Source organism: Pseudomonas sp. S3_C06 (genome assembly GCF_054667675.1).
On sequence record NZ_CP162747.1, the window covers coordinates 147,271 to 170,734 of the forward strand.

The 23,464-nt window shown below is 58.7% G+C and carries 24 protein-coding genes and 3 tRNA genes; 11 read left to right on the top strand and 16 right to left on the bottom strand.

The genetic code is table 11. The features are described from left to right. The first annotated feature begins 213 nt into the window (after positions 1-213). Complete coding sequence (locus AB4N44_RS00550) at positions 214-1,290, top strand: hypothetical protein (RefSeq protein WP_460110725.1); 1,077 nt, start codon at positions 214-216, stop codon at positions 1,288-1,290. A 55-nt stretch (positions 1,291-1,345) separates the two neighbouring features. Here AB4N44_RS00550 and AB4N44_RS00555 read toward each other — a convergent pair whose 3' ends face one another. Beyond that, a complete protein-coding gene (locus AB4N44_RS00555) occupies positions 1,346-2,422 on the bottom strand; it encodes a 3-deoxy-7-phosphoheptulonate synthase (protein ID WP_127927151.1) in 1,077 nt (358 codons plus the stop codon). Between the two features lie 616 nt (positions 2,423-3,038). On the opposite strand from AB4N44_RS00555, the gene AB4N44_RS00560 reads away from it, so the two are divergent. From AB4N44_RS00560 to AB4N44_RS00600, 9 genes are all read left to right on the top strand, one after another. Next, complete coding sequence (locus AB4N44_RS00560) at positions 3,039-3,800, top strand: carbon-nitrogen hydrolase family protein (protein WP_460110724.1); 762 nt, start codon at positions 3,039-3,041, stop codon at positions 3,798-3,800. After that, positions 3,797-4,240, top strand: coding sequence for a GNAT family N-acetyltransferase (locus AB4N44_RS00565; protein WP_127927155.1), 444 nt, complete (start codon positions 3,797-3,799; stop codon positions 4,238-4,240). The genes AB4N44_RS00560 and AB4N44_RS00565 overlap by 4 nt, the downstream gene beginning before the upstream one ends. 127 nt (positions 4,241-4,367) lie before the next feature. Next, entirely contained in the window at positions 4,368-5,009 is a 642-nt protein-coding gene (gene gacA, locus AB4N44_RS00570) for a response regulator transcription factor GacA (RefSeq protein WP_016984198.1), read from the top strand. A 2-nt stretch (positions 5,010-5,011) separates the two neighbouring features. After that, a complete protein-coding gene (gene uvrC, locus AB4N44_RS00575) occupies positions 5,012-6,835 on the top strand; it encodes an excinuclease ABC subunit UvrC (protein WP_150752058.1) in 1,824 nt (607 codons plus the stop codon). Between the two features lie 32 nt (positions 6,836-6,867). Next, positions 6,868-7,428, top strand: a complete 561-nt coding sequence (gene pgsA, locus AB4N44_RS00580) for a CDP-diacylglycerol--glycerol-3-phosphate 3-phosphatidyltransferase (protein WP_007950102.1) — start codon at positions 6,868-6,870, stop codon at positions 7,426-7,428. Positions 7,429-7,488: 60 nt separating this feature from the next. Then, positions 7,489-7,564: transfer RNA gene (locus AB4N44_RS00585), tRNA-Gly, on the top strand. Between the two features lie 47 nt (positions 7,565-7,611). Further along, a tRNA-Cys gene (locus AB4N44_RS00590) sits at positions 7,612-7,685 on the top strand. A 196-nt stretch (positions 7,686-7,881) separates the two neighbouring features. Beyond that, positions 7,882-7,968, top strand: a tRNA-Leu gene (locus AB4N44_RS00595). A 183-nt stretch (positions 7,969-8,151) separates the two neighbouring features. After that, the gene (locus AB4N44_RS00600; protein ID WP_127927159.1) at positions 8,152-8,358 is read left to right on the top strand and encodes a hypothetical protein; all 207 of its coding nucleotides are present in this window, start codon (positions 8,152-8,154) and stop codon (positions 8,356-8,358) included. 189 nt (positions 8,359-8,547) lie between these two features. On the opposite strand, the gene AB4N44_RS00605 is transcribed toward AB4N44_RS00600, so the two are convergent. The 10 genes from AB4N44_RS00605 to AB4N44_RS00650 form a co-directional block, all read right to left on the bottom strand. Then, a complete protein-coding gene (locus AB4N44_RS00605) occupies positions 8,548-8,832 on the bottom strand; it encodes a hypothetical protein (protein WP_127927161.1) in 285 nt (94 codons plus the stop codon). Between the two features lie 265 nt (positions 8,833-9,097). After that, positions 9,098-9,328 (bottom strand): hypothetical protein, encoded by a 231-nt coding sequence (locus AB4N44_RS00610; RefSeq protein ID WP_008082703.1) that lies wholly within the window; start codon positions 9,326-9,328, stop codon positions 9,098-9,100. A gap of 118 nt (positions 9,329-9,446) precedes the next feature. Further along, the gene (locus tag AB4N44_RS00615) at positions 9,447-9,677 is read right to left on the bottom strand and encodes a hypothetical protein (RefSeq protein ID WP_127927163.1); all 231 of its coding nucleotides are present in this window, start codon (positions 9,675-9,677) and stop codon (positions 9,447-9,449) included. A 71-nt stretch (positions 9,678-9,748) separates the two neighbouring features. Next, a complete protein-coding gene (locus AB4N44_RS00620; RefSeq protein ID WP_460110723.1) occupies positions 9,749-11,386 on the bottom strand; it encodes an ATP-binding cassette domain-containing protein in 1,638 nt (545 codons plus the stop codon). A 143-nt stretch (positions 11,387-11,529) separates the two neighbouring features. Further along, positions 11,530-12,567 carry a DNA topoisomerase IB gene (locus AB4N44_RS00625; protein ID WP_160042516.1) on the bottom strand — a complete coding sequence of 346 codons (1,038 nt, stop codon included), beginning with the start codon at positions 12,565-12,567 and terminating at the stop codon, positions 11,530-11,532. A gap of 72 nt (positions 12,568-12,639) precedes the next feature. Next, complete coding sequence (modC, locus tag AB4N44_RS00630) at positions 12,640-13,719, bottom strand: molybdenum ABC transporter ATP-binding protein (RefSeq protein ID WP_460110722.1); 1,080 nt, start codon at positions 13,717-13,719, stop codon at positions 12,640-12,642. Between the two features lie 3 nt (positions 13,720-13,722). Continuing rightward, positions 13,723-14,403, bottom strand: coding sequence for a molybdate ABC transporter permease subunit (gene modB / locus AB4N44_RS00635; protein ID WP_103307181.1), 681 nt, complete (start codon positions 14,401-14,403; stop codon positions 13,723-13,725). Beyond that, positions 14,404-15,171, bottom strand: coding sequence for a molybdate ABC transporter substrate-binding protein (modA, locus tag AB4N44_RS00640; RefSeq protein ID WP_150752062.1), 768 nt, complete (start codon positions 15,169-15,171; stop codon positions 14,404-14,406). It lies immediately after the preceding gene. A gap of 168 nt (positions 15,172-15,339) precedes the next feature. Further along, on the bottom strand, positions 15,340-16,404 hold the full coding sequence (locus tag AB4N44_RS00645; RefSeq protein ID WP_150752063.1) for an NAD(P)H-dependent flavin oxidoreductase: 1,065 nt from the start codon (positions 16,402-16,404) through the stop codon (positions 15,340-15,342). Between the two features lie 97 nt (positions 16,405-16,501). Continuing rightward, positions 16,502-18,940 carry an autotransporter gene (locus AB4N44_RS00650; protein WP_460110719.1) on the bottom strand — a complete coding sequence of 813 codons (2,439 nt, stop codon included), beginning with the start codon at positions 18,938-18,940 and terminating at the stop codon, positions 16,502-16,504. Between the two features lie 187 nt (positions 18,941-19,127). Between AB4N44_RS00650 and acuI the strand changes: the two genes are divergently transcribed. Then, positions 19,128-20,111 carry an acrylyl-CoA reductase (NADPH) gene (acuI, locus tag AB4N44_RS00655; protein WP_150752065.1) on the top strand — a complete coding sequence of 328 codons (984 nt, stop codon included), beginning with the start codon at positions 19,128-19,130 and terminating at the stop codon, positions 20,109-20,111. 21 nt (positions 20,112-20,132) lie between these two features. Here acuI and ada read toward each other — a convergent pair whose 3' ends face one another. The 5 genes from ada to AB4N44_RS00680 form a co-directional block, all read right to left on the bottom strand. Next, positions 20,133-21,200 (bottom strand): bifunctional DNA-binding transcriptional regulator/O6-methylguanine-DNA methyltransferase Ada, encoded by a 1,068-nt coding sequence (gene ada, locus AB4N44_RS00660; RefSeq protein WP_127927176.1) that lies wholly within the window; start codon positions 21,198-21,200, stop codon positions 20,133-20,135. 88 nt (positions 21,201-21,288) lie between these two features. Continuing rightward, on the bottom strand, positions 21,289-21,954 hold the full coding sequence (gene alkB, locus AB4N44_RS00665; protein WP_460111658.1) for a DNA oxidative demethylase AlkB: 666 nt from the start codon (positions 21,952-21,954) through the stop codon (positions 21,289-21,291). A 5-nt stretch (positions 21,955-21,959) separates the two neighbouring features. Then, positions 21,960-22,670 carry a 2OG-Fe(II) oxygenase gene (locus AB4N44_RS00670; RefSeq protein WP_460110716.1) on the bottom strand — a complete coding sequence of 237 codons (711 nt, stop codon included), beginning with the start codon at positions 22,668-22,670 and terminating at the stop codon, positions 21,960-21,962. Positions 22,671-22,763: 93 nt separating this feature from the next. Further along, positions 22,764-22,940, bottom strand: coding sequence for a hypothetical protein (locus AB4N44_RS00675; protein ID WP_158013179.1), 177 nt, complete (start codon positions 22,938-22,940; stop codon positions 22,764-22,766). Between the two features lie 28 nt (positions 22,941-22,968). Beyond that, entirely contained in the window at positions 22,969-23,271 is a 303-nt protein-coding gene (locus AB4N44_RS00680) for a DUF1883 domain-containing protein (RefSeq protein WP_007912251.1), read from the bottom strand. Positions 23,272-23,464: the final 193 nt, after the last annotated feature.

A 23,464-nucleotide genomic window follows, 5' to 3' on the forward strand; every position in this document is an offset into this window, starting at 1 on the left:
AATTTTCAGATACTTATGAAATCCGAATCCGAACTTGCAGCCATCTATCGCTGGGTTGATCGCGTTTTTGTGCAGTTTGCCTACCGAGTTCGATGCCTTTGCCGAGTGCCTGCGGCGGAGCCGGCTGACATCGGAAATGTGAGGGGTAGCGTTCAATGTTGGTTGTCGACGCCGCCCACGAAGCGGCGTTTTTTCCAAGGAATGGAGGCACTAATGAACACGCACGAAGTCGAGTTTTGCTACCGGATGCGCCACCACGTCAGTCCTTGTGTGGCGAGCGAGTTGCTGCCAGCGGTCACCATCGATTCTCTGGAGGGAACGGTGCTGGATCCTTCGCTGGGCAAGGTCGTTGTCCGAATCGCTCCTTATCCAGGCATGGCTTGCGGCGATCAGTTGCTGTTGAGTTGGGAGGGCCTCGATATAGAGGGCTTTGCTTATCAGCATGAGATGGTCCGCCATGTCAGCGCAGCCCAGGTCGGCAGGGATGTGATTTTCGTCATCAAAGGCCTGCATATCGCGGCGCTGGATGGCGGTTCGCTGCAGATCCACTGGAAGTTGCGCAGTGCTGGAGCCGAGCCTGCGCTGTCTTCGCCTGTGCAATTGTCTGTCGGAGATGCACGGTCGCAGTTGCTCGCACCGATTGTCGAGGGGCTGATCGGCGGGACGCTGGATCCGGCGCGAGTGCCCGAAGGCACGCTTGTCGTGCTCCAGCCTTATGCTCGAATGGCGGCGGGGGATCGGATTACGTTGCAGTGGGGCGCAGATGCATTGCCGGCAACGTTCAGCGATTGCTTGAAGGTCGAAGCCTTTGCAGTCGCGGAGGTGTTGTCATTTTGGGTGGACGGGGCGCATATCGCTGAGCATCTTGGTGGCGAGGTGATGGTGCGCTATCGCGTCGAACAGGTCGATGGAACGGTTCGCGAATCCGAAGCTGCAAGGATTCTGGTCACCCCGTTTCTGCGTGGTGAACTGGACGCTCCTGATGTGCTTGAGGCTGAAGATGGCGTGCTGTTGAAAGAGGATTCGATCGATGGCGTCACCATCGTGATGGGTAATGCTCAGACGCAGGAAGGCGAGTTGGTTTACCTCAAGTGCGACGGGGATCTTTTCAATCACCGGGATGACCGCGAAATCACTCGTGAGTCGGCGGGAAAACCACTGATCTTTATCGTGCCGCACCGATTCTGGCGTGAGCACCATGGCACGACTGTGCGTGTGTCTTACACCGTTGAGCGTCTGGACGATGTCAGTCAGGAGTCAGCGGTGACGCTGGTGCGAGTGGAGGTTTAGCGGCAGCGTCGCCCGCCTTCCGGATTGCAATCAATTCGGAAGGCGGGCCTGGCAATCAGCCTTTGGCGTGTGCAGCAAGACGCTGCGCGGCGTCAAGGAGCAAGTGTTCCGTTGCGCTGAAACCGAGGCAGCCATCAGTAATCGAAACCCCGTAACGCAGGGATTCGCTCAGCGGTTGGCAACCTTCGAACAGGTGAGACTCAATCATCATGCCGATCAGAGCACGATCACCTTGCAAGCGTTGCTCAAGCACTTCGTTGAATACGGCAGGCTGACGCAATGGGTCCTTGCCGCTGTTGGCGTGGCTGCAATCGACCATGATCCGGCTCGGAATTTTCAGTCGGTTCAGGTCGGCATGGATTTTTGCCACGCTGTCGCGATCATGGTTCGGCCCTTTATGGCCCCCGCGTAGCACCAGATGGGTGTCGGGGTTGCCTGGCGTTTGGATGACGGCCGGATGCCCTTGGCTGTCGACGCCGAAATGCCGATGCGGATGGGCGGCCGAACGCATGGCGTCAACGGCAATGGCGGCGCCGCCGTCGGTGCCATTCTTGAAACCGACCGGCATGCTCAGTCCACTGGCCATCTCCCGGTGGATCTGCGATTCAGTGGTGCGGGCGCCAATTGCGACCCAGCTCAACAGGTCATCGAAGTATCCGGCTGCCATGGGTTGCAGTAACTCGGTGGCCACCGGCAAGCCGAGGCGGATCATTTCCAGCATCAGCTCGCGCGACAGCGTCAGGCCGCCAGCCATGTCGTCACTGCCATCAAGATGCGGGTCGTAGGCCAGGCCTTTCCAGCCGACCGTGGTACGCGGTTTCTCGACGTAGGCGCGCATCACCAACAGCATTTCGCCGCTGACGTCTTCAGCCAGTCGAGCGAGCTTGCCGGCGTACTCAAGTGCAGATTGTGGATCGTGGATAGAACAAGGGCCAACGATGACCAGCAGTCGCGGGTCCTGGCCATTGAGAATGGCGCGAATCGCCTGACGATGGGCGGCGACTTGCAGGTTCAGGGCATTGCTCAGAGGCAATTGCTGTTTGAGTTGCAACGAGCTGGGCAGACGCAGGGTCAATGCTTCGTTGGCAGAGTTCAAAGTGGACAGCGGCAGAGCAGAAACGGACGAGTTCATATTTGGTCTTCCTGGGCTGGCGGCGGGTTCTTCCCGCTCGCTCGGCCCTACTGGGGTGTTCGACAGTTGGCCGTATTGGCTACTTGTATGTGCTTGCCACCTGTAGGTGACCGATCGGAGGCGGCAGGCTGTCCCGAGCGGAAGCTGGTAAATCGCCAGGCGCTGGAGCTGTCGTAACGGTAATAAGTGGCGTAGTTCATGTCGTGAATCCTCAAAATGTCTGGTGTGTTGCGGAAAAAGTCTGGGGTTGAAAAAACAAAACCCCCGGTCGGGAGGCCGACCGGGGGTTGAGAATTCTCTGGTAGGCGACCCGTTTTCATGGGCGCCGTTTGGGTATCAGGCGCGCCAGTGGCTAAACCAATACCCAAAATAAAAGCTGACCGGAGCGCAAACGTCATTTACCCGGGCAGCCGCAACCGAGCGCAAGGCGCTGGCGGTACGAAGCTGTGAAAGGGCGTTGAACATGGTCTGTCTCCGATGAATGGGCCGAGCTTACTAGAGGCCGATATGCCTCAGCAATCAGAAATTGCTATCGCATAATCAACAAAACGCCTATTGCTCGATTCACGCAAGAGTTGTGACACTCTGCGCTTCGCTTGATTGCCAAGGATGAACCGTGTCGACATTGACCATTGCCGCAGCCCAGAGCATTTCCATTGCCGGTGACCTCTCCGGGAATATTGCCCGACATCGTCGCTTCCTTGAGGCAGCAGCAGAGCAGGGTGTCGAGTTGCTGGTTTTTCCCGAGCTGTCGCTGACTGGCTACGAAGGAGAAACGGCCGCAGCGTTGGCGATCGAACCGCAAGATGCCGTGCTGCAACCGCTTAGGGATCTGGCCCGAAAGCTTGGGGTGACTGCCGTCGTCGGCATGCCAGTTCGGCTGGAGGACAGTGATTCGGTGCGCATTGGTGCTCTGGTCCTGGGGGCTGATGGTTCGCTCGGTGTTTACAGCAAGCAGCATTTGCACGCGGGCGAGGAATTGGTTTTTGCACCCGGTCTCGGCGGTCCGACATTGAACATCGGCGGCGAAGTGGTCGCGCTGGCAGTGTGCGCCGATTTCTCACATGCCAGCCATGCCGCGACGGCCGCAGACCAGGGCGCAGGCTTGTACGCGGCCGGCGTGTTGATCAGCGAAAAAGGTTACGCGGCCGACACAGCAATACTTCAGGGCTACGCCCGGCAACACGCAATGGTTGTGTTGATGGCCAATCACGGAGGGCTGACGGGTGGTTGGCAATCCGCTGGGCGCAGTGGCATCTGGTCTGAAGACGGTTCACTGATCGTCGCAGCTGCGGGGGCGGGCGACCTTTTGGTCGTGGCTCAGTGTAACGATGGTGTGTGGCAGGGACGGGTTGTCCCTGTGGTTGGCACGCCATGACATTTCAGCTTCGAGAGGCAGTGCCAGAGGATCTGGCGTTTGCCCGCGATCTCACCTGTCAGAACATGTTGCGCTATTACATTCGCCATGACCTGTTATGGCAGGACGAAGCGTTTGACGTGGCATGGTCAGGGCGGCAGAACTGGCTGGTAGTGCAGGGCGGGCTGACGGTGGGCTTTCTCAGTCTCAGCCGGGATATGCGCGCACTGTACATTCGTGAATTGCAGATTGCTGAAGCGTTTCAGGGGCGAGGTGCGGGTTCCTGGGCGATTGATCAGGTTATCGACATGGCCCGCAAAGAAAGGCGCCCGGCTTTGCGACTGACCGTATTCGAAAACAATCCGGCAAGAAACTTGTATGAAAGAAAAGGACTACAGGTTCAGGGTGCGGACGAGTGTTTTCTGCGAATGCAGCTTGATATCAGTACACGTGTGCTCTGAAAGCCACGGCCGGCAAGCCCTCAATGATGAATTGAAACTTTTTAAATGACGCATTCTGCTAGGTCTGCGTGGCACTTTTTGCTAAGGTGTCCGGCATTCCAATATGACCATATCGCGAGGTGTCTGCTTGATTAGGGTGCTAGTGGTCGATGACCATGATCTCGTTCGTACAGGCATTACACGTATGCTGGCCGATATCGATGGCTTGCAGGTGGTTGGCCAGGCCGAATCCGGGGAAGAGTCCCTGATCAAGGCCCGAGAGTTGAAGCCCGATGTGGTGCTGATGGACGTCAAGATGCCTGGCATCGGCGGCCTGGAAGCCACGCGCAAACTGTTGCGCAGCCATCCGGATATCAAGGTTGTCGCGGTTACGGTGTGTGAAGAGGATCCTTTCCCGACACGCTTGCTACAGGCAGGGGCTGCGGGTTATCTGACCAAGGGTGCCGGATTGCCGGAAATGGTCCAGGCCATTCGCCTGGTGTTTGCCGGTCAACGCTATATCAGTCCGCAGATCGCCCAGCAATTGGCTATCAAGTCCTTCCAGCCGTCCAACGATTCTCCCTTCGATGCGTTGTCCGAGCGGGAAATTCAAATCGCCTTGATGATTGTCGGCTGTCAGAAGGTACAGATCATTTCCGACAAGTTGTGTCTGTCGCCGAAAACCGTGAACACCTATCGCTACCGTATTTTCGAGAAGCTTTCGATCAGCAGCGACGTCGAGTTGACACTGTTGGCGGTTCGTCACGGCATGGTTGATGCCAGCCTCTGACCATGACTGAAACATTCGATTCCGGCGCGTTTCTGTCGACAGTCAGCGGGCGCCCTGGCGTCTATCGCATGTTCGACAGCGATGCGCGCCTGTTGTACGTGGGCAAGGCCAAGAACCTCAAAAAGCGTTTGGCCAGCTACTTTCGCAAAACCGGTCTGGCGCCTAAAACTGCTGCCTTGGTCGGGCGCATTGCGCAGGTCGAAACGACCATCACCGCCAACGAAACCGAAGCGCTGCTGCTTGAGCAAACCCTGATCAAGGAATGGCGGCCGCCGTACAACATCCTGTTGCGCGACGACAAATCCTACCCCTATGTGTTTCTGTCCGATGGCCAGTTCCCGCGTCTGAGCATTCATCGCGGAGCGAAAAAAGCCAAAGGCAAATATTTCGGTCCCTATCCAAGCGCTGGCGCCATCCGCGAGAGCCTGAGTCTGCTGCAAAAGACTTTCTTCGTTCGCCAGTGTGAAGACAGCTACTACAAAAACCGTACCCGGCCATGCCTGCAGTATCAGATCAAGCGTTGCAAAGCACCTTGTGTTGGCTTGGTCGAGCCTGAGGTTTATGGCGAAGACGTGCGCCACTCGGTCATGTTTCTTGAAGGTCGCAGTCACGCGTTGACCAATGAGCTGTCGACGGCGATGGAAGAGGCGGCGATCAATCTGGAGTTCGAACGAGCCGCCGAGTTGCGGGATCAGATCGCACTGCTACGTCGAGTCCAGGATCAGCAAAGCATGGAAGGCGGCACGGGGGATATCGATGTCATCGCGGCATTCGTCAACCCGGGCGGCGCCTGCGTGCATTTGATCAGTGTGCGTGGCGGACGCGTGTTGGGCAGCAAGAATTTCTTCCCGCAAGTCGGGATCGAAGAGGACGTATCGGAAGTCATGGCCGCGTTTCTTGGCCAGTATTTCATCAGCAGCCCTGAGCGCGATTTGCCCAGCGAACTGATCGTCAATGTGGTGCACGAGGATTTCCCGACGCTGATCGAAGCGATCCATGAGTTGCGGGGCCGCGAGTTGGCGATCAGTCATCGGGTGCGCGGCACGCGTGCGCGCTGGCAGCAACTGGCTGTAACCAACGCCGAGCAGGCATTGGGCGCACGTCTGGCCAACCGTCAACACACCGCAGCGCGGTTTGAGGCGCTGGCCGAAGTATTGAACCTGGATGAACCGCCGCAACGTCTGGAATGCTACGACATCAGTCATTCCAGCGGTGAAGCGACGGTTGCGTCCTGCGTGGTGTTTGGCCCTGAAGGTGCGATCAAGTCGGACTACCGCCGTTACAACATCGAAGGTGTCACGGCCGGTGACGATTATGCCGCCATGCATCAGGCCCTGACGCGACGCTTCAGCAAACTCAAGGAAGGCGAGGGCAAGTTGCCAGACATCTTGCTGGTGGACGGTGGCAAGGGCCAACTGTCGATGGCCCGGGATGTTCTGAACGAGTTGGCTGTGCCCGACCTGATCCTGCTGGGCGTTGCCAAGGGCGCCACGCGCAAGGCCGGCTTCGAAACGTTGTATCTAAATGATGCGGCGCATGAGTTCACATTGCGTGGCGACTCGCCGGCGCTGCACCTTATTCAGCAGATTCGCGATGAGGCTCACCGCTTCGCTATCACAGGACATCGCGCACGCCGTGGCAAAACCCGCCGTACATCAACACTGGAAGGCGTTGCGGGTGTTGGGCCGACCCGACGTCGCGACTTGTTGAAACATTTTGGTGGATTGCAGGAGCTGTCTCGTGCAAGCATCGAAGAGATCGCCAAAGCCCCGGGGATCAGTAAAAAGCTCGCAGAGTCGATTTATGCGAACCTGCATAGCGAGTAGAATGCCCCTTCACCTCGTAGCCAGTTGTGCCGATGAATATCCCTAATCTGATTACCGTTCTACGCGTCCTGCTTATCCCGATCTTCATTTTGCTGTTCTATCTGCCTTATCAGTGGAGTTACATGGCGTCCGCTTCGGTGTTTGCCTTTGCCGCAGCGACTGACTGGCTGGATGGTTATCTGGCCCGCCGTCTGGAGCAAAGCACTCCGTTCGGAGCGTTTCTCGATCCGGTCGCTGACAAACTCATGGTCGCAGTGGCGCTGGTGCTTCTGGTCCAGGAACATGGCAATCTCTGGCTCACCTTGCCAGCGGCTGTCATCATCGGTCGCGAGATTGTAGTGTCGGCCTTGCGTGAGTGGATGGCCGAACTCGGCGCCCGCGCCCACGTAGCCGTTTCCAATCTCGGCAAATGGAAAACCGCAGCGCAGATGCTCGCGCTGGTGATTCTGCTGGCCAACCCGAAGGACTTCAGCTTCTGGGTAATCTTGGGTTATGCCTTGCTGATGGTCTCCGCCGGCCTGACGTTGTGGTCGATGGTGCAGTACCTTCGTGCTGCCTGGCCGCACCTGAAGACGGATGTTGAAAAGAAATAAAACTTTTTTGAATCAAGGGGTTGACGGAGCTTCTTAATTCTATAGAATGCGCATCACCAAGCGGGAATAGCTCAGTTGGTAGAGCACGACCTTGCCAAGGTCGGGGTCGCGAGTTCGAGTCTCGTTTCCCGCTCCAAGTTTAAAACGCATTTGTTGTTGTGCTACTGATAACAAATGTTTTGAGGCCGAGTAGCAAAATGGTTATGCAGTGGATTGCAAATCCACCTACGCCGGTTCGATTCCGACCTCGGCCTCCACTATAAACAAGCTCCGTAGATCCATGATTTACGGAGCTTTTTTATTTGCATTGCGCTGCAAGATTTAGTCTTGAAAAACGGCCATTGCGAACTTGCTTCACCGGGAAGTGATGTATATATTTCCCGCTCTGCTGTTCAAGGTTGGATCCTTCAAGGATTGCTGCTTTGCAGCGGAAGACTGCAGCACCGCGCTACCGCCCGAATGGCGAAACTGGTAGACGCATGGGACTTAAAATCCCCCGCTCGTAAGGGCGTGCCGGTTCGATTCCGGCTTCGGGCACCATCTTGAATCAAGGGTTTGCGGGCGAAAGCTGATGCAAACCCTTGTTTGTTTCCGGTCCGCTATTTTGATGTTGGTCCGCATTCCCTGGTCTGCATGACATCCTTACCTAATGACAGGTCGCGATATTGAGCGGTCGCGACTGGTCTACAGTTGTCCCAAGTGTCAGTTACTGGGGGGCAATGAATGTTCAGCCGTTATCCCGAGCAGAAGCAGAGTCGCAAGGTACTCTGTTCACTGGGTGCCGCAATCCTCGCATTGGGAGTATTTCTGATTGCAATCGAGGGCGTGGGTGGAGTTCTTTTCACTGTCATGGGCGGCGGCTTGATGTTGGCGTGTTTCACCGGTGAACGAACATTCGCAAGGATACTTCGCCTGCTGAGTTGGTTTTGAGTGGAGGAGGATTCCCCGTTCCTGATCAGGCTGCCGTAGGGGACTGCTCTCCACCATTTGCCGGCCAGCGCTCCGACCATCAGGAGAGAGCCAAGTGTTCAGTTCGACCCTTGCTGGGGGGCGAAAATATAAAAGGCCTGCATGAGTTTTCTCATGCAGGCCTTTTTTGTGCCTGCTTTTTACTAAGCGCTAAACAAATGCCTGGCCACTAAAGCCGCGAGGCAGGCGCTGAAGTCCGGCCATTGCTGTCAGGCGATCGATCCATTCTGCGCGCCAGTCTGTTGCACTGTGCGTGGCTTTGCCTTGACGAGACATTCGGCGGGCCGCGTTGCGCTGATCCTTTCGTGCCTGCTTGTAGGCATCGGTATTGCGGCAGCTGCGGCACTTGACGCGATTGAGTTCACGGCTTGCCGAAAGCTGTTTGCCTTTGTGCCCACAGGCCAGATGCCCGTCGACGTTGAAATGGATAACCATAAACCGTCTCCTGTGTGACGTGTATTGATTTTGACAACTCACGGACCACACCGTTCGGCGCTGGGGCGCAGGCAAAAAAACACCCGCATGCGGGCGGGTGTGAGGGTGTTTTGCAAAGGAGTGATTTCACTGTAGACGCGCAGATGTGATCGTTATGTGAAAACGCAATCGCGGGGGAGAATAAACATTTCGGGCAGGCAAATACGCGGTGACCTGTGTGTCACCGCTTGTGAGGCAAATTCCTGAGACCTTGGCGAAGTCGCTGTCATCTGAACCGAGGCAATGGCCGATCGACAGGTTTTAGCGCCGACAGCGTATTGCGAATCAGCGGAGCATCCTTCTCGATATCGTTGAGCCGGTCACGGATGCGCAGGGCGGTCGGGTGTCCGCCTTGGTGGTCGACCCAGTCGGCAATCTCTTTGCAGGCGGCCGCGAGGCGCGCTTGCCGGGCGTCGAGCAGGGTGAGGAGGGTGGTGATGGACTCTTTTTCGGACATGGAACACCTCCGTTCTATGAAACCTGAGCTGCAGCAAAAAGCCCGCGTGTTGCGAGCCTTCTGCCGTGGGGTGCTGCTCCTTCAGCTGGTTTCAGTATAGACCCGCTTCTGATCGGCATCAGACTGAAGACTGGCGGGCCGGTGATAGGGTACTGGCTGCGTTGAGGCGTTTGCATTCACGTCGTGCGTCCTCTTCCGCGTCGTAGCCATCGCCGATGAAGCCGCTAGTACGCGTGTCGCAGATGCGAAACCAGCTTTGCGCTTCGGCTGGATCATGCTGGCTGTCACCGGCGCGTCGACCGTGAATGATGATCTTGTTGCAACGCTTCACGACGAAAATGTCTTCCATGGCGTCACCGCAGCTGATTCGTGTCAGATCAACTATAGAAGCCCTCGGCGATCGTGCAAAAAATACCCAGCTCAGCTCGTCGGTTGCCAGCGCCAGCCTTCGCGGTGCCAAGTCAAATGATGGCTCGGGTTTAACGCGCGCAGAAACGCCTGATCGTGGGAAACCGCAACAATCGCCCCGGGAAATGTCTGCAAGGCTTTCTCGAAAGCTTCCACGCAAGCCAGATCCAGATGGTTGGTGGGCTCATCCAGCAGCAGCAATTGTGCGGGTGTCTGGCGCCACAGCGCCAAGGCGAGGGCAGCTTTCAAGCGTTCGCCACCACTGAGCGAGGCGCATGGCCGCGTGGCGCGCTGTGCGTCCAGTTGTAATTGCGCGAGGTAACTGCGCAACGTGCCTTCGCTCAGGGGCGTTTGCTGGGCCTGTAATTGATCGACAATGGAAATGTGGTCATCCAGCAGTTTCAGCTGTTGATCGAGGAAGGCAAAAGGCACATGCGTGATGCACTCGCCACTTGATGGCGTCCATTCACCCGCCAGCAATTTCAACAGCGTCGATTTGCCACAACCGTTGTGACCGCTGACTGCGATGCGCAGCGGTCCCTGAATGGTGAGGTCAAGCCGGGTGGAGGGCGCATCTGCCGGCAACCATGGCAGACACGCGTCGATCAGTGTGCACACTCGACGATTGTCGGGAACCGCACTGCCCGGCAGATTGATCAGCACGCCGTCGTCCGGCAATACGTTTTCGTACGCCTTACGCACGCGCTCATCCAGATCGGATTTGCGTGCCTGATGGCCGACCTTTACGTAGCCCATGATGTCTCGCGCGGCCGCTTTCAGCGCAGCCCGTTCGAAGCCAGAGACGTTAGCGGTTTGTGCGTTGCGACGGCTGCCGGCTGCATGGCGCTGAATGGTGTCGTGCTCGCGTTGCAGTCGCGTACGTTCGCGCTGACGTTCGATGCGGGCCTGATCGAGTTGTGCCTGCGCTGCTTGTTGATGTATTCGGCGTTGCTCGGTGAACTCCGAAAATCTGCCGCTGAAAACTGTAGCCCCCAGCGGCGTCAGTTCGACGATTCGCTGCATCTGCTCCAGCAATTGCCGGTCATGACTGACGACGATCAGTCCGCCACGCCAGCGGTCGAGCGAGCTCATCAGCCACTGTCGACCGGCAGTGTCGAGGTGATTGGTGGGTTCGTCGAGGACGAGCAATTGCGCCTGACTCAGCAGCGCACCGATCAAGGCAATCTTGGCTTGCTGGCCGCCGCTGAGATGTTCGGTCAGATCCGTCGCGGTGATATCGGTCAGCCCAGCCTCATCAAGCATTTGACGCAAGCGTTCTGCCAGATCCCAGCGTTCGTCGATAAGGTCGAAATCTTCGGCTGTTGCACGACCCTGTTTAAGTCGTTCCAGTGCGCCGGTCACCGGGGCTGTTCCTGTCGCGTCAGCTACGGTTTGTCCACGTGTGGTGACGAAGGTTTGCGCGACATAGTGCGCGGACGCTGAACGTGCCACGCTGCCGAAATCAGGCTGCAACTGCCCGGCAATCAAGCGTGCGAGCACACTTTTACCGACGCCATTGCGCCCGACGATAGCGGTCGGTTGACCATCGAAACTCAGGTTCAGGGCTTCGAACAGCGTTACGCCATTGGTGAACTGAAAACCCAGTTGATTCAGGGAAACGAGTGCGGCTGTACGCGAGACGTGAGTCATCGGCACCTCCAAAAATGTCGTGAAAACTGACAAGCGCCGAGAGCGGCGTGTCGCGATTGCATTTTTAGAAGGCTGAGTTGTTCACTTCTGCGGTCATCCGGAGGAGGGGAAGGTCGCTAGCCTAGATGACGCTGCGCAGTGGATCAAGGTGCGTCGGTCATTTCGCTCATTCGCTCGAGAAACATTGCCAATGCGACTTCCTCGGCCCGCAAGCCCTTGCGCACACGCGGACGAGGCAGCTCAGCGAGCGCGCCGAGCATGAATTTTTCCACCACGGCAGGGTGGATGTAGCATTTTCGGCAAACCGCCGGGGTGTTGCCGAGTTGCTTGGCGACGCCTTTGACCATCTCCACCACATGCCGTTTGGCTTCGGTCTCGGATGCCCATTGCAACTCACGCAACACCGCCAGGGCTAAAGCACTACCGGCCCAGGTGCGGTAATCCTTGGCGGTGAAATCGGCGCCGGTGAGGGTTTGCAGGTAGGCGTTGACGTCGGAGGAACTGACGGTGTGGCGCTCGCCGTTTTCATCCAGATACTGGAACAGGTTCTGCCCGGGAATTTCCAGACAACGCTTGATGATGCGCGCCAGGCGCCGGTCCTTGACGGTGATCTGATGTTCGATGCCGCTCTTGCCGCGAAACTGGAACAGGATTGCGCTGCCGTTGACCTCGACATGTCGACTGCGCAGGGTGGTCAGGCCATAGGAGCGGTTGTCGCGGGCGTATTGTGTATTGCCGACGCGAATCAGTGTGGCGTCGAGCAGGGTGATCACCGTGGCCATGACCTTGTCGCGACTGAAGCCGGGCGCGGCCAACAACGCCTCCAGTTGTTGGCGCAACTTTGGCAGCGCCAGACCGAACTCGCGCAGCCGCGAATACTTGTCGGCATCGCGCACTTCGCGCCAGCGCGCGTGATACCGATATTGCTTGCGGCCACGGGCATCACGGCCGGTGGCTTGCAAGTGGCCGCGTGGATCGGCGCAGATCCACACATCGGTATAGGCCGGCGGCACGGCGAGCGCGTTGATGCGTTTGATTTCGTCAGGGTCGCTGATGCGCTCGCCCGACGGTTCGAAATAGCTGAACTTGCCGCGCAGTTTTTTGCGGGTGATACCGGGCTGGGTGTCATCGACGTAATGCAGATCGGCTGGCAGTTCTACGGTCAGCGCGGTGTCGGGCATGGCGGTTTCCTTCGGTGGCGCGGCGGTCTGTAAAAGGATTGACCGCATGCCGCTGCCGTGGTGCCGAATGATTTAAGCGAGGACCGCAACTGCTTTGATCTGCGCCCACAATTGCTGGCCCGGGTGCACACCCAACTGATCTCTGGAATAGCGCGTGATGCGCGCGAGCAGCGGGGTGCCGCCAGCATCGAGACGAATCAGCACGTGGGCGGTGTTGTCGGCCGATTGCTCGCTGACCACCGTCACCGGCAGTCGATTGAGAATGCTGCTGGCCTCGCTGTTCTGCAGGGTCAGGCTGATGTCCCGGGCGTGCACTTTGCAGCGCAAGGCCTGGCCCAGTGCCATCGGCGCGTGGGTGACGCGAATGCTCATCTCGGTGGCCGGTAGCTGCAGGCTCAGCAATTGATATGCGGCGTCGTAAGCGCTGACCTGACCTTCAATGATCACGCCGGCGTCATCGCCCATCGCCATCGGCAGATCCAGACGTGCGAGGGTTTCGCCAATCGGGCCGCTGGCCAGCGCTTTGCCTTCGCTGAGCAGCACCAGATGGTCGGCCAGCCGTGCGACTTCATCCTGCGCATGGCTGACGTACAGCACGGGAATGTCCAGTTCGTCATGCAGGCGTTGCAGGTACGGCAGGATTTCACGTTTGCGCTGACTGTCGAGCGCCGCCAGTGGCTCATCCATCAGCAACAGTTTCGGGCTGGTGAGTAACGCTCGGGCGATACCGACACGCTGGCGTTCGCCGCCCGACAAATGTTGCGGATGGCGTTCGAGCAAATGACCGATGCCCAACAGTTCGGTGGCCTGCGCCATGTCGACCCGGCGCTGGGACTTGGCGATGCGCTTGAGGCCGAATTGCAGATTGGCCAGCACCGACAGATGCGGGAACAGGCTGGCCTCTTGAAACACGTAGCCGAGCGCACGTTTATGGGGTGGGACGAAAATGCCATTTTCGCTGTCCTGCCAGACTTCGTCATTGATCTGAACGAATCCTTTTTCGGCGCGCTCAAGCCCGGCGATACAGCGCAGGCAGGTGGTTTTGCCGGAGCCCGAGTGCCCATAAAGCGCGGTCACGCCACGACCCGGCAGGTTCAGGTCGACATCGAGGCTGAAACCCGAATAGACCCTGTTCAAACGTACATCGATCATCGATCAGCTCCAGCCTGCGCGGGTCTTGCGGCTGGAGTACAGCGCCAGCAACACCAGAAACGAGAACACCAGCATCGCCCCGGCCAGCCAGTGCGCCTGTGCGTATTCCATCGCTTCGACGTGGTCGTAGATTTGCACGGAAACCACGCGGGTCTTGTCGGGAATGTTGCCGCCGATCATCAGCACCACGCCGAACTCACCGACGGTATGCGCGAAGCCGAGGATCGCCGCCGTGATAAAACCGGGGCGGGCCAGCGGCAGAATCACGCTGAAAAAAGTGTCCCACGGATTGGCGCGCAAGGTCGCGGCCACTTCCAGTGGACGGGTGCCGATCGCCGAGAAGGCGTTTTGCAACGGTTGCACCACGAAAGGCATGGAATAGATCACCGAACCGATCACCAGTCCGGTGAAGCTAAAGGTCAGTGTGCCCAGCCCCAGCCATTGGGTGAACTGGCCGAGAAAGCCGTGCGGGCCCATCATCAGCAGCAGATAGAAACCGATCACCGTTGGCGGCAAAACAAGGGGCAGGGCGACGATCGCCCCGATCGGGCCGCGCAGCCACGAACGGGTGCGCGACAGCCACAGGGCAATCGGAGTGCCGACAACCAGCAGGATTGCGGTGGTCAGGGACGCCAGTTTCAGGGTCAGCCAGATCGCCGCGAAATCGGCACTCGTCAGCGACATTTAGAGTTGGTAACCGTAGGACTTGATCACCGCAGCGGCTTTCGGTCCTTTGAGGTATTCAACCAGTGCCTTGGCGGCGGCATTGTCTTTGCCTTTGTTCAGAATGACGGCGTCCTGTTTGATCGGGTCGTGCATATCAGCAGGGACGATCCATGCCGAACCGCTGCTGACTTTGCCATCCTTGTAGATCTGCGACAGGGCGACAAAACCCAGTTCAGCGTTGCCGGTCGAGACGAACTGGTAAGCCTGAGTGATGTTCTGACCTTCGACGATCCTCGCTTTGGTGGCCTCGGTCAGTTTGAGCTTTTCCAGCACTTGCGTGGCGGCCAGGCCGTAGGGCGCGGCTTTCGGGTTGGCGATGGACAGGTGCTGGTACTCGTTCTTTTTCAAGACCTCGCCCTTTGCATCGACATAACCTTCTTTCGCTGACCACAGCGCCAGAGTGCCAATGGCATAGGTGAAGCGCGAACCCTTGACGGTGTCGCCTTCTTTTTCGAGTTTTTCCGGGGTGGTGTCGTCGGCGGAAAGAAACACTTCGAACGGCGCGCCGTTCTTGATCTGGGTGTAGAACTGGCCAGTGGCGCCGTAAGCTGCAACCAGTTTATGCCCGGTGTCTTTTTCGAAATCGGCAGCGATGGCCTGGATCGGCGCGGTGAAATTGGCCGCAACCGCCACCTGCACTTCATCGGCCTGTACAGCGCCGACGGCGAATACCGCAAGCAAAGAGGCCAGACAGCTAGGGGCAAAACGCGAGGCACGAATGGTCATGTAACAGCTCCGTGGTTGGCAGGTGCAGAGGGCAGCTATTGTTGGAAATGGACTGCGCCGATGCGAGGGGTGTTCGCTATATAGCGAAATATATAGCGAAATGCCGCCAAACAGGAAGTGTTGGTTAGAACCAGAGTGAGGGCGCTCGACACCTCACTGTGCCTGGCGTCATTGGCGAGTGAGTTTTGCCAGTGCGCCTTCGGCTAATTGCCGGGTCAATTCTGCACTGCTCAAGTCCTGACCCAGGGTGAATGCCTGACCGGCCCAGAGGTTGGCAAACTCGGCCTCGTTGATCGCTCGCAACGGCATCAATGCACCGCCGGCCAAGGGAAATGCCGGCGCCTTCGGCGACATCGGGCCCAGCTCACGCATGACGCGGTTGAGAATGCCACGCGCTGGACGTCCGGTGAAGAGATTGGTGATCGCGGTTTCGCTTTCCTTGGCGGTACGCAGTGCTTTGTGGTGAGTGGCGCTGACTTTTGCTTCCGGTGTGAACAGATAGGCGGTGCCGACCTGTGCCGCCGACGCTCCCAAAACGAACGCCGCCGCCACGCCTCGCGCATCGGCAATGGCGCCGGCGGCAATCACCGGTAGGTTCACCGCATCGACCACTTGAGGCACCAGGGCAAACGTACCGACCTGACTGCTCAGGTCATCACTGAGAAACATGCCCCGATGACCGCCAGCCTCGTAGCCCATGGCGATAATCGCGTCGCAGCCGTGCTGTTCCAGCCAGATCGCTTCATCGACAGTGGTGGCCGAGGACAGAATTTTTGCACCGGTCGCCTTGACCCGATCAAGCAGGGATTTTTCTGGCAGACCGAAGTGAAAGCTCACGACCTCAGGTCGAAATTCTTCCAGCACTGCGCAGGCTGCCGCATCGAACGGCGCCCGATTGGACACCGGCGTCGGTGCGTCGAAATCGGCGCCCAGTTCGCGGTAGTACGGCTCGAGCAGATGCTTCCATTCACGCGCGCGTTGCTCATCGGCCGCCGGTGGCTGATGGCAGAAGAAGTTCACGTTGAAAGGCTTGTCGGTGTGTTGGCGAATGGTTTTCAGCTCTTCGCGCAATTGCTCGATGCTCAGCATGGCGGCCGGCATCGAGCCCAGGCCACCGGCATTGCACACGGCGATGACCATGGACGAATTCGTCGCGCCGGCCATCGGGCCCTGAATGATCGGCAATTCAATGCCGAGCAGGTCAAGAATGCGCGTGTCTGGCCATTGGCTCATGAAGGCTGGTCTCCGAACGGTGAAAGGCAGAGCCGGTTTTTAACAGCAAAAGCGGATCCGCAGCCAGTTCGAAATTCAGAACAACCCGTGCAGTTTTTCAGCGTCGATGAAATCCGCCGCCTCCACCGCCGCCAAACGAGTGATTCATGAATTGCGAGGAGTTGTGAAAGTTGTTGGTCCGCTGGTTGCCGAAGTTGCGCGCAGCGGAGTCACGGTTGAGGTTCTGCAACTGCGCATTGTTGTTGATGGGTGCGCTGCGGGTCGCGCCGCCGCCGACCATCGACTGCCAGCCGTTGTCGGTCTTTTTGTACACGTTGCCGTCGTGACCGGCATAAACGTTGTCGCCGACGCGTGCAGCGCCGCCGTTGCGTCCGCGAATGCCGCCATATTGGGTGGTGTTGCCGGTGTTGGGGTTGTATACGGCGCCCCGGTTGGCGGTGACCTGCGTACCGTTGCGCACGTTGCCGGCGGTGACCCGTTCGCTGGCAATTGCGCCACCGTTCGGTCCGACTGCCACGCCACTGCGTCCGGCTGCGTAATTGCCGGTGTAGACGTTATGTACGGCGCCCCGTTGACCGGCGGCTGCGATGCCAGTGCGGGAGTTGTAGGAAGCGCCGACCTGACCGGCCCAGCGATTGCCAGTCCAGGCGTTGTAACCGGCGCCGTAGCGGCTGACCGTGGCCCGGTCGCCCCACTGATGATAAATGTTGCCGGTGGTGCCGGCCCAGCCACCCGGACCCCAGGCCACTGCGCCACCGCGATAACCGTAAGCGGCGCCACCCCAGGCCAAAGGCGCCGGATACAGATGCGGACCCCAGGCGTAACCCCAGCCGTAGTTGCCCCACCACGGGTAAGCGCCCCAGCCCCAACCCATCGCTACAGTGCTGCCGCCCCAGCTCCAGCCAAAACCGAAACCAAAGGTCCAGCCAGTCCACGGCGTATAGCGGATGGCGACGCCGAAACCGTAAGTCACCGGCGGCCCATACCAGACGCTGCCCACCCACGGTGTGTAGGGATAACCGGTGCCATACACCACGACGCCCGTGGCCGGATCCAGATTCGAACCCTGATACCCCGGCGTGTAGCCGACCACTACCGTGTCCCCGCTGGACTCGTAGACTTTGACGTAGGTGAGGTAATGCATCGGCGAACTCGGCGGGATCGAATAGATCACTGCCGGCACGGAACTGGCGACAACCCAAGGGCCATTTACCGTGGTGGCGGTGAACCAGATACCGTTCTCCACCGCATACCAACTGTTGTTGTCGACTCGGATGATGGGCGTGGCGCTGTTGACCAAGTATTGCAGGGGTGTGGTGTTGATGGCTTTGAGTTGCGGCTCGCCATCGAACTGCGGCGCGGTCATTTTAACCGCGCTTTTGTTGATGGCCGACGTCTGTGGAATGGTCGCGGCAATGGCCGCTTCCTTGGCTTGCGGCGTGCCGGCGACCGAGGCCTTGACGTTCTCTTTCGGGCTGTCGTCGGGAATGTTGGCGAAGTCCGCCGGCAGTTTGTCTGCGCGGGTAAACGTCCACGGGCCATTCATGTCAGTGGCGCGAAACCAGCGCCCGGAGATCAGCACATAGCTGTTCTGGTCACCGATTTCCTTGAAGATGTGCCCGGTGGTATTGCTGACATACAGCAACCCGGTGCCCTGAATGGGCGTCCATTGCGCTGCGCCGTCAGTGACCAGTAATTCCGTGGGGGTGGTGGCGATGAAAATCTTCGGTTGTGGCGGTTTGGCCAGGCTTGGAATCTTGTCTTTGGGATCGCTTTGCCCAGTCAGCAGATCCACTTGCCGGCTCTGAATGGCGACCTGTTTGGCTTTCTCCAGCTCGGCAAACGGTGTGGCCAGGCGGGTATACGCGCCATTGATCTGGTCCGCGACCATCCAGCCATCAAAGACGTGCAGATAATGTTTGCCCTGCGCGTCTTTCAATAACAGCGGGCGAGTATTGATCACCCGCTGCAGCGCCGTGCCTTCTACCGGTCGGTACGCCGCGTCGCCATCGATATAGACGAGCAGGGCGGGTACGTCGGAACTGATAATCGTCGGCGGGGTGTTTTCCAGCGGCGCGCTGTCGGCTTTCTGTTCTGCAGAGAGTACGCCGACTGCAGCTTCGAGCTGATCAAGCGAAATGGTTTTCTTGCGGTTCTCGGCGTCTTTCTGCAGCGCCGCGACCCAGGTGTCGGCTTGAGTGGCATCGGCCGGGAAGTCGGCCTTGATGATTTTGTACTGATCCAGCGCGACCCAGCGCGTAGCCTTGTCGACCAGCGTATGTGCGCTGAACTGGACAATTCCGTAGGTGGACTTGCCATCGGCGCCGGTGGCTTCAACGGCCGCGCGAGCGTTGAGGGTGTAACCGTCCCAGCTGTCGAGTTGCGGCTGATACACCGTCAGTTTCGCTTTGCCGCTGCTGATGACTTGCGGCCAGGTCGGCTCGCTCGGGGCCTCTGCGGCCGGTGCTGCCCAGGCACTGCCGAACGCCAGCAGACACAGCATCAACATCACAAGTAACGAGCGCGGGTAAGGCATTGTCAGCTCCATCGACAGGCCGATTTCTGAAGGAATAACGGCGAAACCACGACCGTCGAAAAAGCATAGCCGCCCGCCATGGAAATACCCGGCCGATTTGCCGATTGGCGCAAAGTCGAATGTGGCAGCGTGTTGCGATGTGGTATTTCAGGGCACGACATTCCGAAACCAGTCATGCGAGGCAGTCATGTTCAGCGCCATTGTGATCGACAAAGACGACAGCGGTTATCGCGCCAACCTGCAGCAGGTCAACGAAGAGCAATTGCCCGAAGGCGATGTCACCGTCGGCGTTGCGTACAGCACGCTGAACTTCAAGGATGGCTTGGCGATTACCGGCAGCAGTCCGGTGGTGCGCAAGTTTCCGATGGTGCCGGGAATCGACCTGGCGGGCAGCGTAGAAGCCAGTTCCCACCCCGACTATAAAGTGGGTGATCAGGTGCTGCTGAATGGTTGGGGCGTCGGCGAGAATCACTGGGGCGGCCTGGCGCAGAAAGCACGGCTCAATGGCGACTGGCTGATCCCATTGCCCAAAGCCTTCACGGCGGCGCAAGCCATGGCCATCGGTACGGCCGGATATACCGCGATGCTGTGCATTCTGGCGCTCGAGCGCAACGGCGTGACGCCAGAGCAGGGTGAAGTGCTGGTAACGGGCGCCAATGGCGGCGTCGGCAGTTTTGCCATCGCACTGCTGAGCAAGCTCGGCTATCGCGTCGTCGCATCCACCGGCCGCGTTTGCGAGCATGAATATCTGCAGCAATTGGGCGCTGGCGAAATCATCGACCGCGCGACCTTGTCAGCGCCCGGTAAACCACTGGCCAAAGAGCGCTGGGCAGCGGTGATCGACTCGGTGGGCAGTCACACCCTGGCCAATGCCTGTGCCAGCACTCGCTCCGAAGGCACCGTCGCCGCGTGTGGTCTGGCGCAGGGCATGGATTTCCCGGCTTCGGTTGCCCCGTTCATTTTGCGTGGCGTGACCCTGGCCGGCATCAACAGCGTGACCCAGCCCAAGGCTCGCCGTCTGGAAGCGTGGGATCGACTGGCCAAGGATCTGGATTTCTCGTTGCTGGCATTGATCAGCCATGAAATCGGTCTGAGTGAGGCCATTGATGCAGCGCCGAAGTTGCTCGCCGGGCAACTTCGCGGACGGGTTGTGGTGGACGTCAATCGCTGATAGCTGTTTACCCTGGGTCTTTCAAGGCTGCGTCTCGCGCTCAAGCAACTGACGCTTGCGCTCGACGCCCCAGCGATAGCCCGAAAGGTTGCCATCGCTGCGCACCACGCGATGGCAAGGGATCGCTACTGCCAGGCGGTTGGCCCCGCAAGCCTGTGCCACCGCGCGCATGGACGTCGGTGCACCGATGCGCTGGGCAATTTCGGCATAACTGGCCGTGTGCCCCGCCGGAATTTCTCGCAGTGCTTGCCAGACGCGTTCCTGGAACGCCGTGCCGCGAACGTCCAGCGGCAGATCCAGGCCAATCGCCGGAGCTTCGATAAATCCCACCACCTTGGCGATCAGTTGTTCGAAACCAGCATCGGCGCCGATCAGGTTGGCCTGGCGAAACTGGTCCTGCAGATCGCACACCAGTTGATGCGGATCGTCGCCCAGCAGAATCGCGCACACCCCACGCTCGCTTTGCGCCACCAGAATCGCGCCGAGCGAGCACTGGCCAACGGCGAAGCGGATGTCGTTGTTCTTCCCGGCCGCACGATAGTCACCCGGTTTCATGCCCAGCAAATGATCCGCTGACTCGTAGAAACGGCTGTTGGAATTGAAGCCCGCGTCGTACAGCGCATCGGTCACCGAACCGCCATCTGCCAGACGCTCACGGACTTTGCGCGAACGATGGGCCGTTGCGTAGCCTTTGGGCGTCAGTCCCGTCGCGGCTTTGAAGACACGGTGGAAATGAAACGGACTCAGGCCGGCGGTCTCCGCCAGTTCATTCAGTGCCGGCAAGGTCTCGGCGGATTCGATAAGACGGCAGGCAATGGCGACGGTCGCGGCATGCTGCGCGGCCACATCACTCTGATCTTTGCTGGCACGCTTGCTCGGACGATAGCCCGCGGCTTCGGCCTGTTCAGCAGTGTCGAAAAACTCGACGTTCTGCGGTTTCGGCAGCCGTGAGAGGCTGCTCGGACGGCAGTAGATACCCGTGGTTTTTACTGCGTAGACAAATTGCCCGTCCGCCCGTGAGTCTCGCGCAACCACAGCGGCCCAGCGTGGATCGTTTTCGGTGTTGAAGGTGGTCGAAAGCGTTTTCATGAGCGGTTATCCGTTGACCTGTTTGATTCAGGTTAACCAGCGTCGCAAGGCACAACACTCCGGGCCTTGCGGTCGAACTTTTTGCAGATTATCCGGCCACGCGAAAGGTCAGATTGATCCGCTGTTCACCCAGACGTGGATGCCGGCCCTGTTTGATCGGCAGCACACCGTGATAACGCAAGCGATCAACGCCGCCCCAGACCACCATGTCGCCATGCAGCAAGGCAATGCGCTGGCTCTTGTCGCTGCGACTGAAACCACCGAAGAGGAACATCGCCGGCAGCCCGAGTGACAGCGAAACGATCGGCGCGCTGTAGGCCTTTTCGTCTTTGTCCTGATGCAATGACATCTTGGCACCGGGGAGATAGCGGTTGATCAGGCAGGAATCAGCATTGAAGTCAGTAAATCCTGCTCGCACCGCTGCCGACTGCGCGAGTGTCGAGAATACTTGCGGCATCGCTGGCCAAGGCAAATCACTGAGCGGATCGACGCTCGAGTAACGATAACCGTGGCGATCAGTAATCCAGCCCAGAGCGCCGCAACTGCTGGTGCCCACCGACATGCTGAATCCACCCGGTGTGACCATGTGGCGCAAGGGTGCTACGGCAAGAATCGCATCCAGCGCCGGCAGGATCTGCTCGATCAGCGGCAGGGCGAAACCATGCAGCACCCACGATTGCTCGCCAATCTGTTCGGCGCGCGGGCGTTGCTCGGGTTCGTGATCGGCGAAAAGTTCGAAAGTGTTCGGTTGCATGGCAGTCATGTGGCGTCGTGAAAGATGATGCCTAGGGTATGCCTTTTTCCACTGTGCAGGCGACTGACGCCATGGCGCATGGTTACCCGATAATCACCGCGCAGGCCTTTGACCGGGCGCTGGTTGACAGCAAAGATCACCGCATCTCCTTTCTTCAGATCCAGCACGTGCGGCCGAGATTGCATGCGCGGGCGTTGTTCGGCGAGAACAAATTCGCCCCCGGAAAAGTCTTGACCGGGTTCTGACAGAAGAATCGCCACTTGCAGTGGAAATACCGATTCGCCGTACAAATCCTGGTGCAGGCAGTTGTAGTCCTGCGGGCCGTACTGCAATAGCAGAGGAGTCGGGCGGGTCTGACCGGCGGCATGACAGCGCTGTAGAAATTCGGCGTGATCCAGCGGAAAACGCTCGGCCAGGTTCATGCGTTCGTACCAGCGATTGGCCAACGGAACCAGGCGTGGATACAGCGCGCAGCGAAGGCGTTCTACGGGTGTCGGCAGGGGGTAGCGAAAGTATTTGTACTCGCCGCGACCGAAACCGTGGCGGGCCATGATGACCTGCGAGCGAAACGGTTCGGTCTGCGGATACAGCGCACTCAATCGATCACAGGTTCCGGCCTGCAGCAGCGAACGGATGATCGCACAGCCGTCTTGATCCAGTTGCTGCTCAAGGCTTGCCCAGTCGAGCGAATCCAGCCGGGAAGGGGACGTCGACATGCTGACTCCTTGACTCATGGTCGAAGAAAGTCAGTCTAGGCAGGGCCTTGCGGCAGAACACTCCGCCGCTTGCGGTCGAATTCCTGTCGGTGCTTATAGCGCTTTGCTGACGGCGATCTCACTGATCACGTCGTCGCTCTGGCCGTGAAGGGCATCCAGAGCAGCCTTGGCTTCTTCTTCAGTGCCGTTTTCCAGCTGCGCGAACTCGAAGCGGCGCTCGCCATTGAGTTTGTATTTGATGACGTATTTGGTCGTTTGGGCCACGGTCATGCATTCCTTCCTGGTTGAGCGGCGTGTCTCAGCTGAGTTTGGTGCTGGAACGACGGATGATCTTGATCGAGTGAGTCAGTGTCGGCTTGCGCGTCACGCTGATCGCACGGCGGTTGACGGTGTCGATGGTGATGTTCCAGAAACCGGTGCTCGGCGCGGTAATACGGGCCGGGAACGTGTCGAAGGCGCCGCCGTGATAGGTGTGACGGCCGCCATTCTTGAAGCTGCGGAAGTTGGCGTCGTTCATCAGACGGATGTTGCACATTTGCGAGCATTGGATGACGACGATGTCGTCTTCGTTGAGGTGTTCGCGCTGGTGAATGAATTTCATGGGCGCCTCCAGAAGGGCTTTTTCTACAAAATCAAAACGATAGCTTGTCGATTGGGCGCAGTTTATCAGCCCGCACGGGTTATTATCTGGCCGTCGGGCGTTGGTTTGACAATTTTGAACAGATATTCGCAATCGGATGCGGGTTAAATGCAGAAGACCCCGGAGAAAAACGGCATTTGTGCTGTCGGACGGT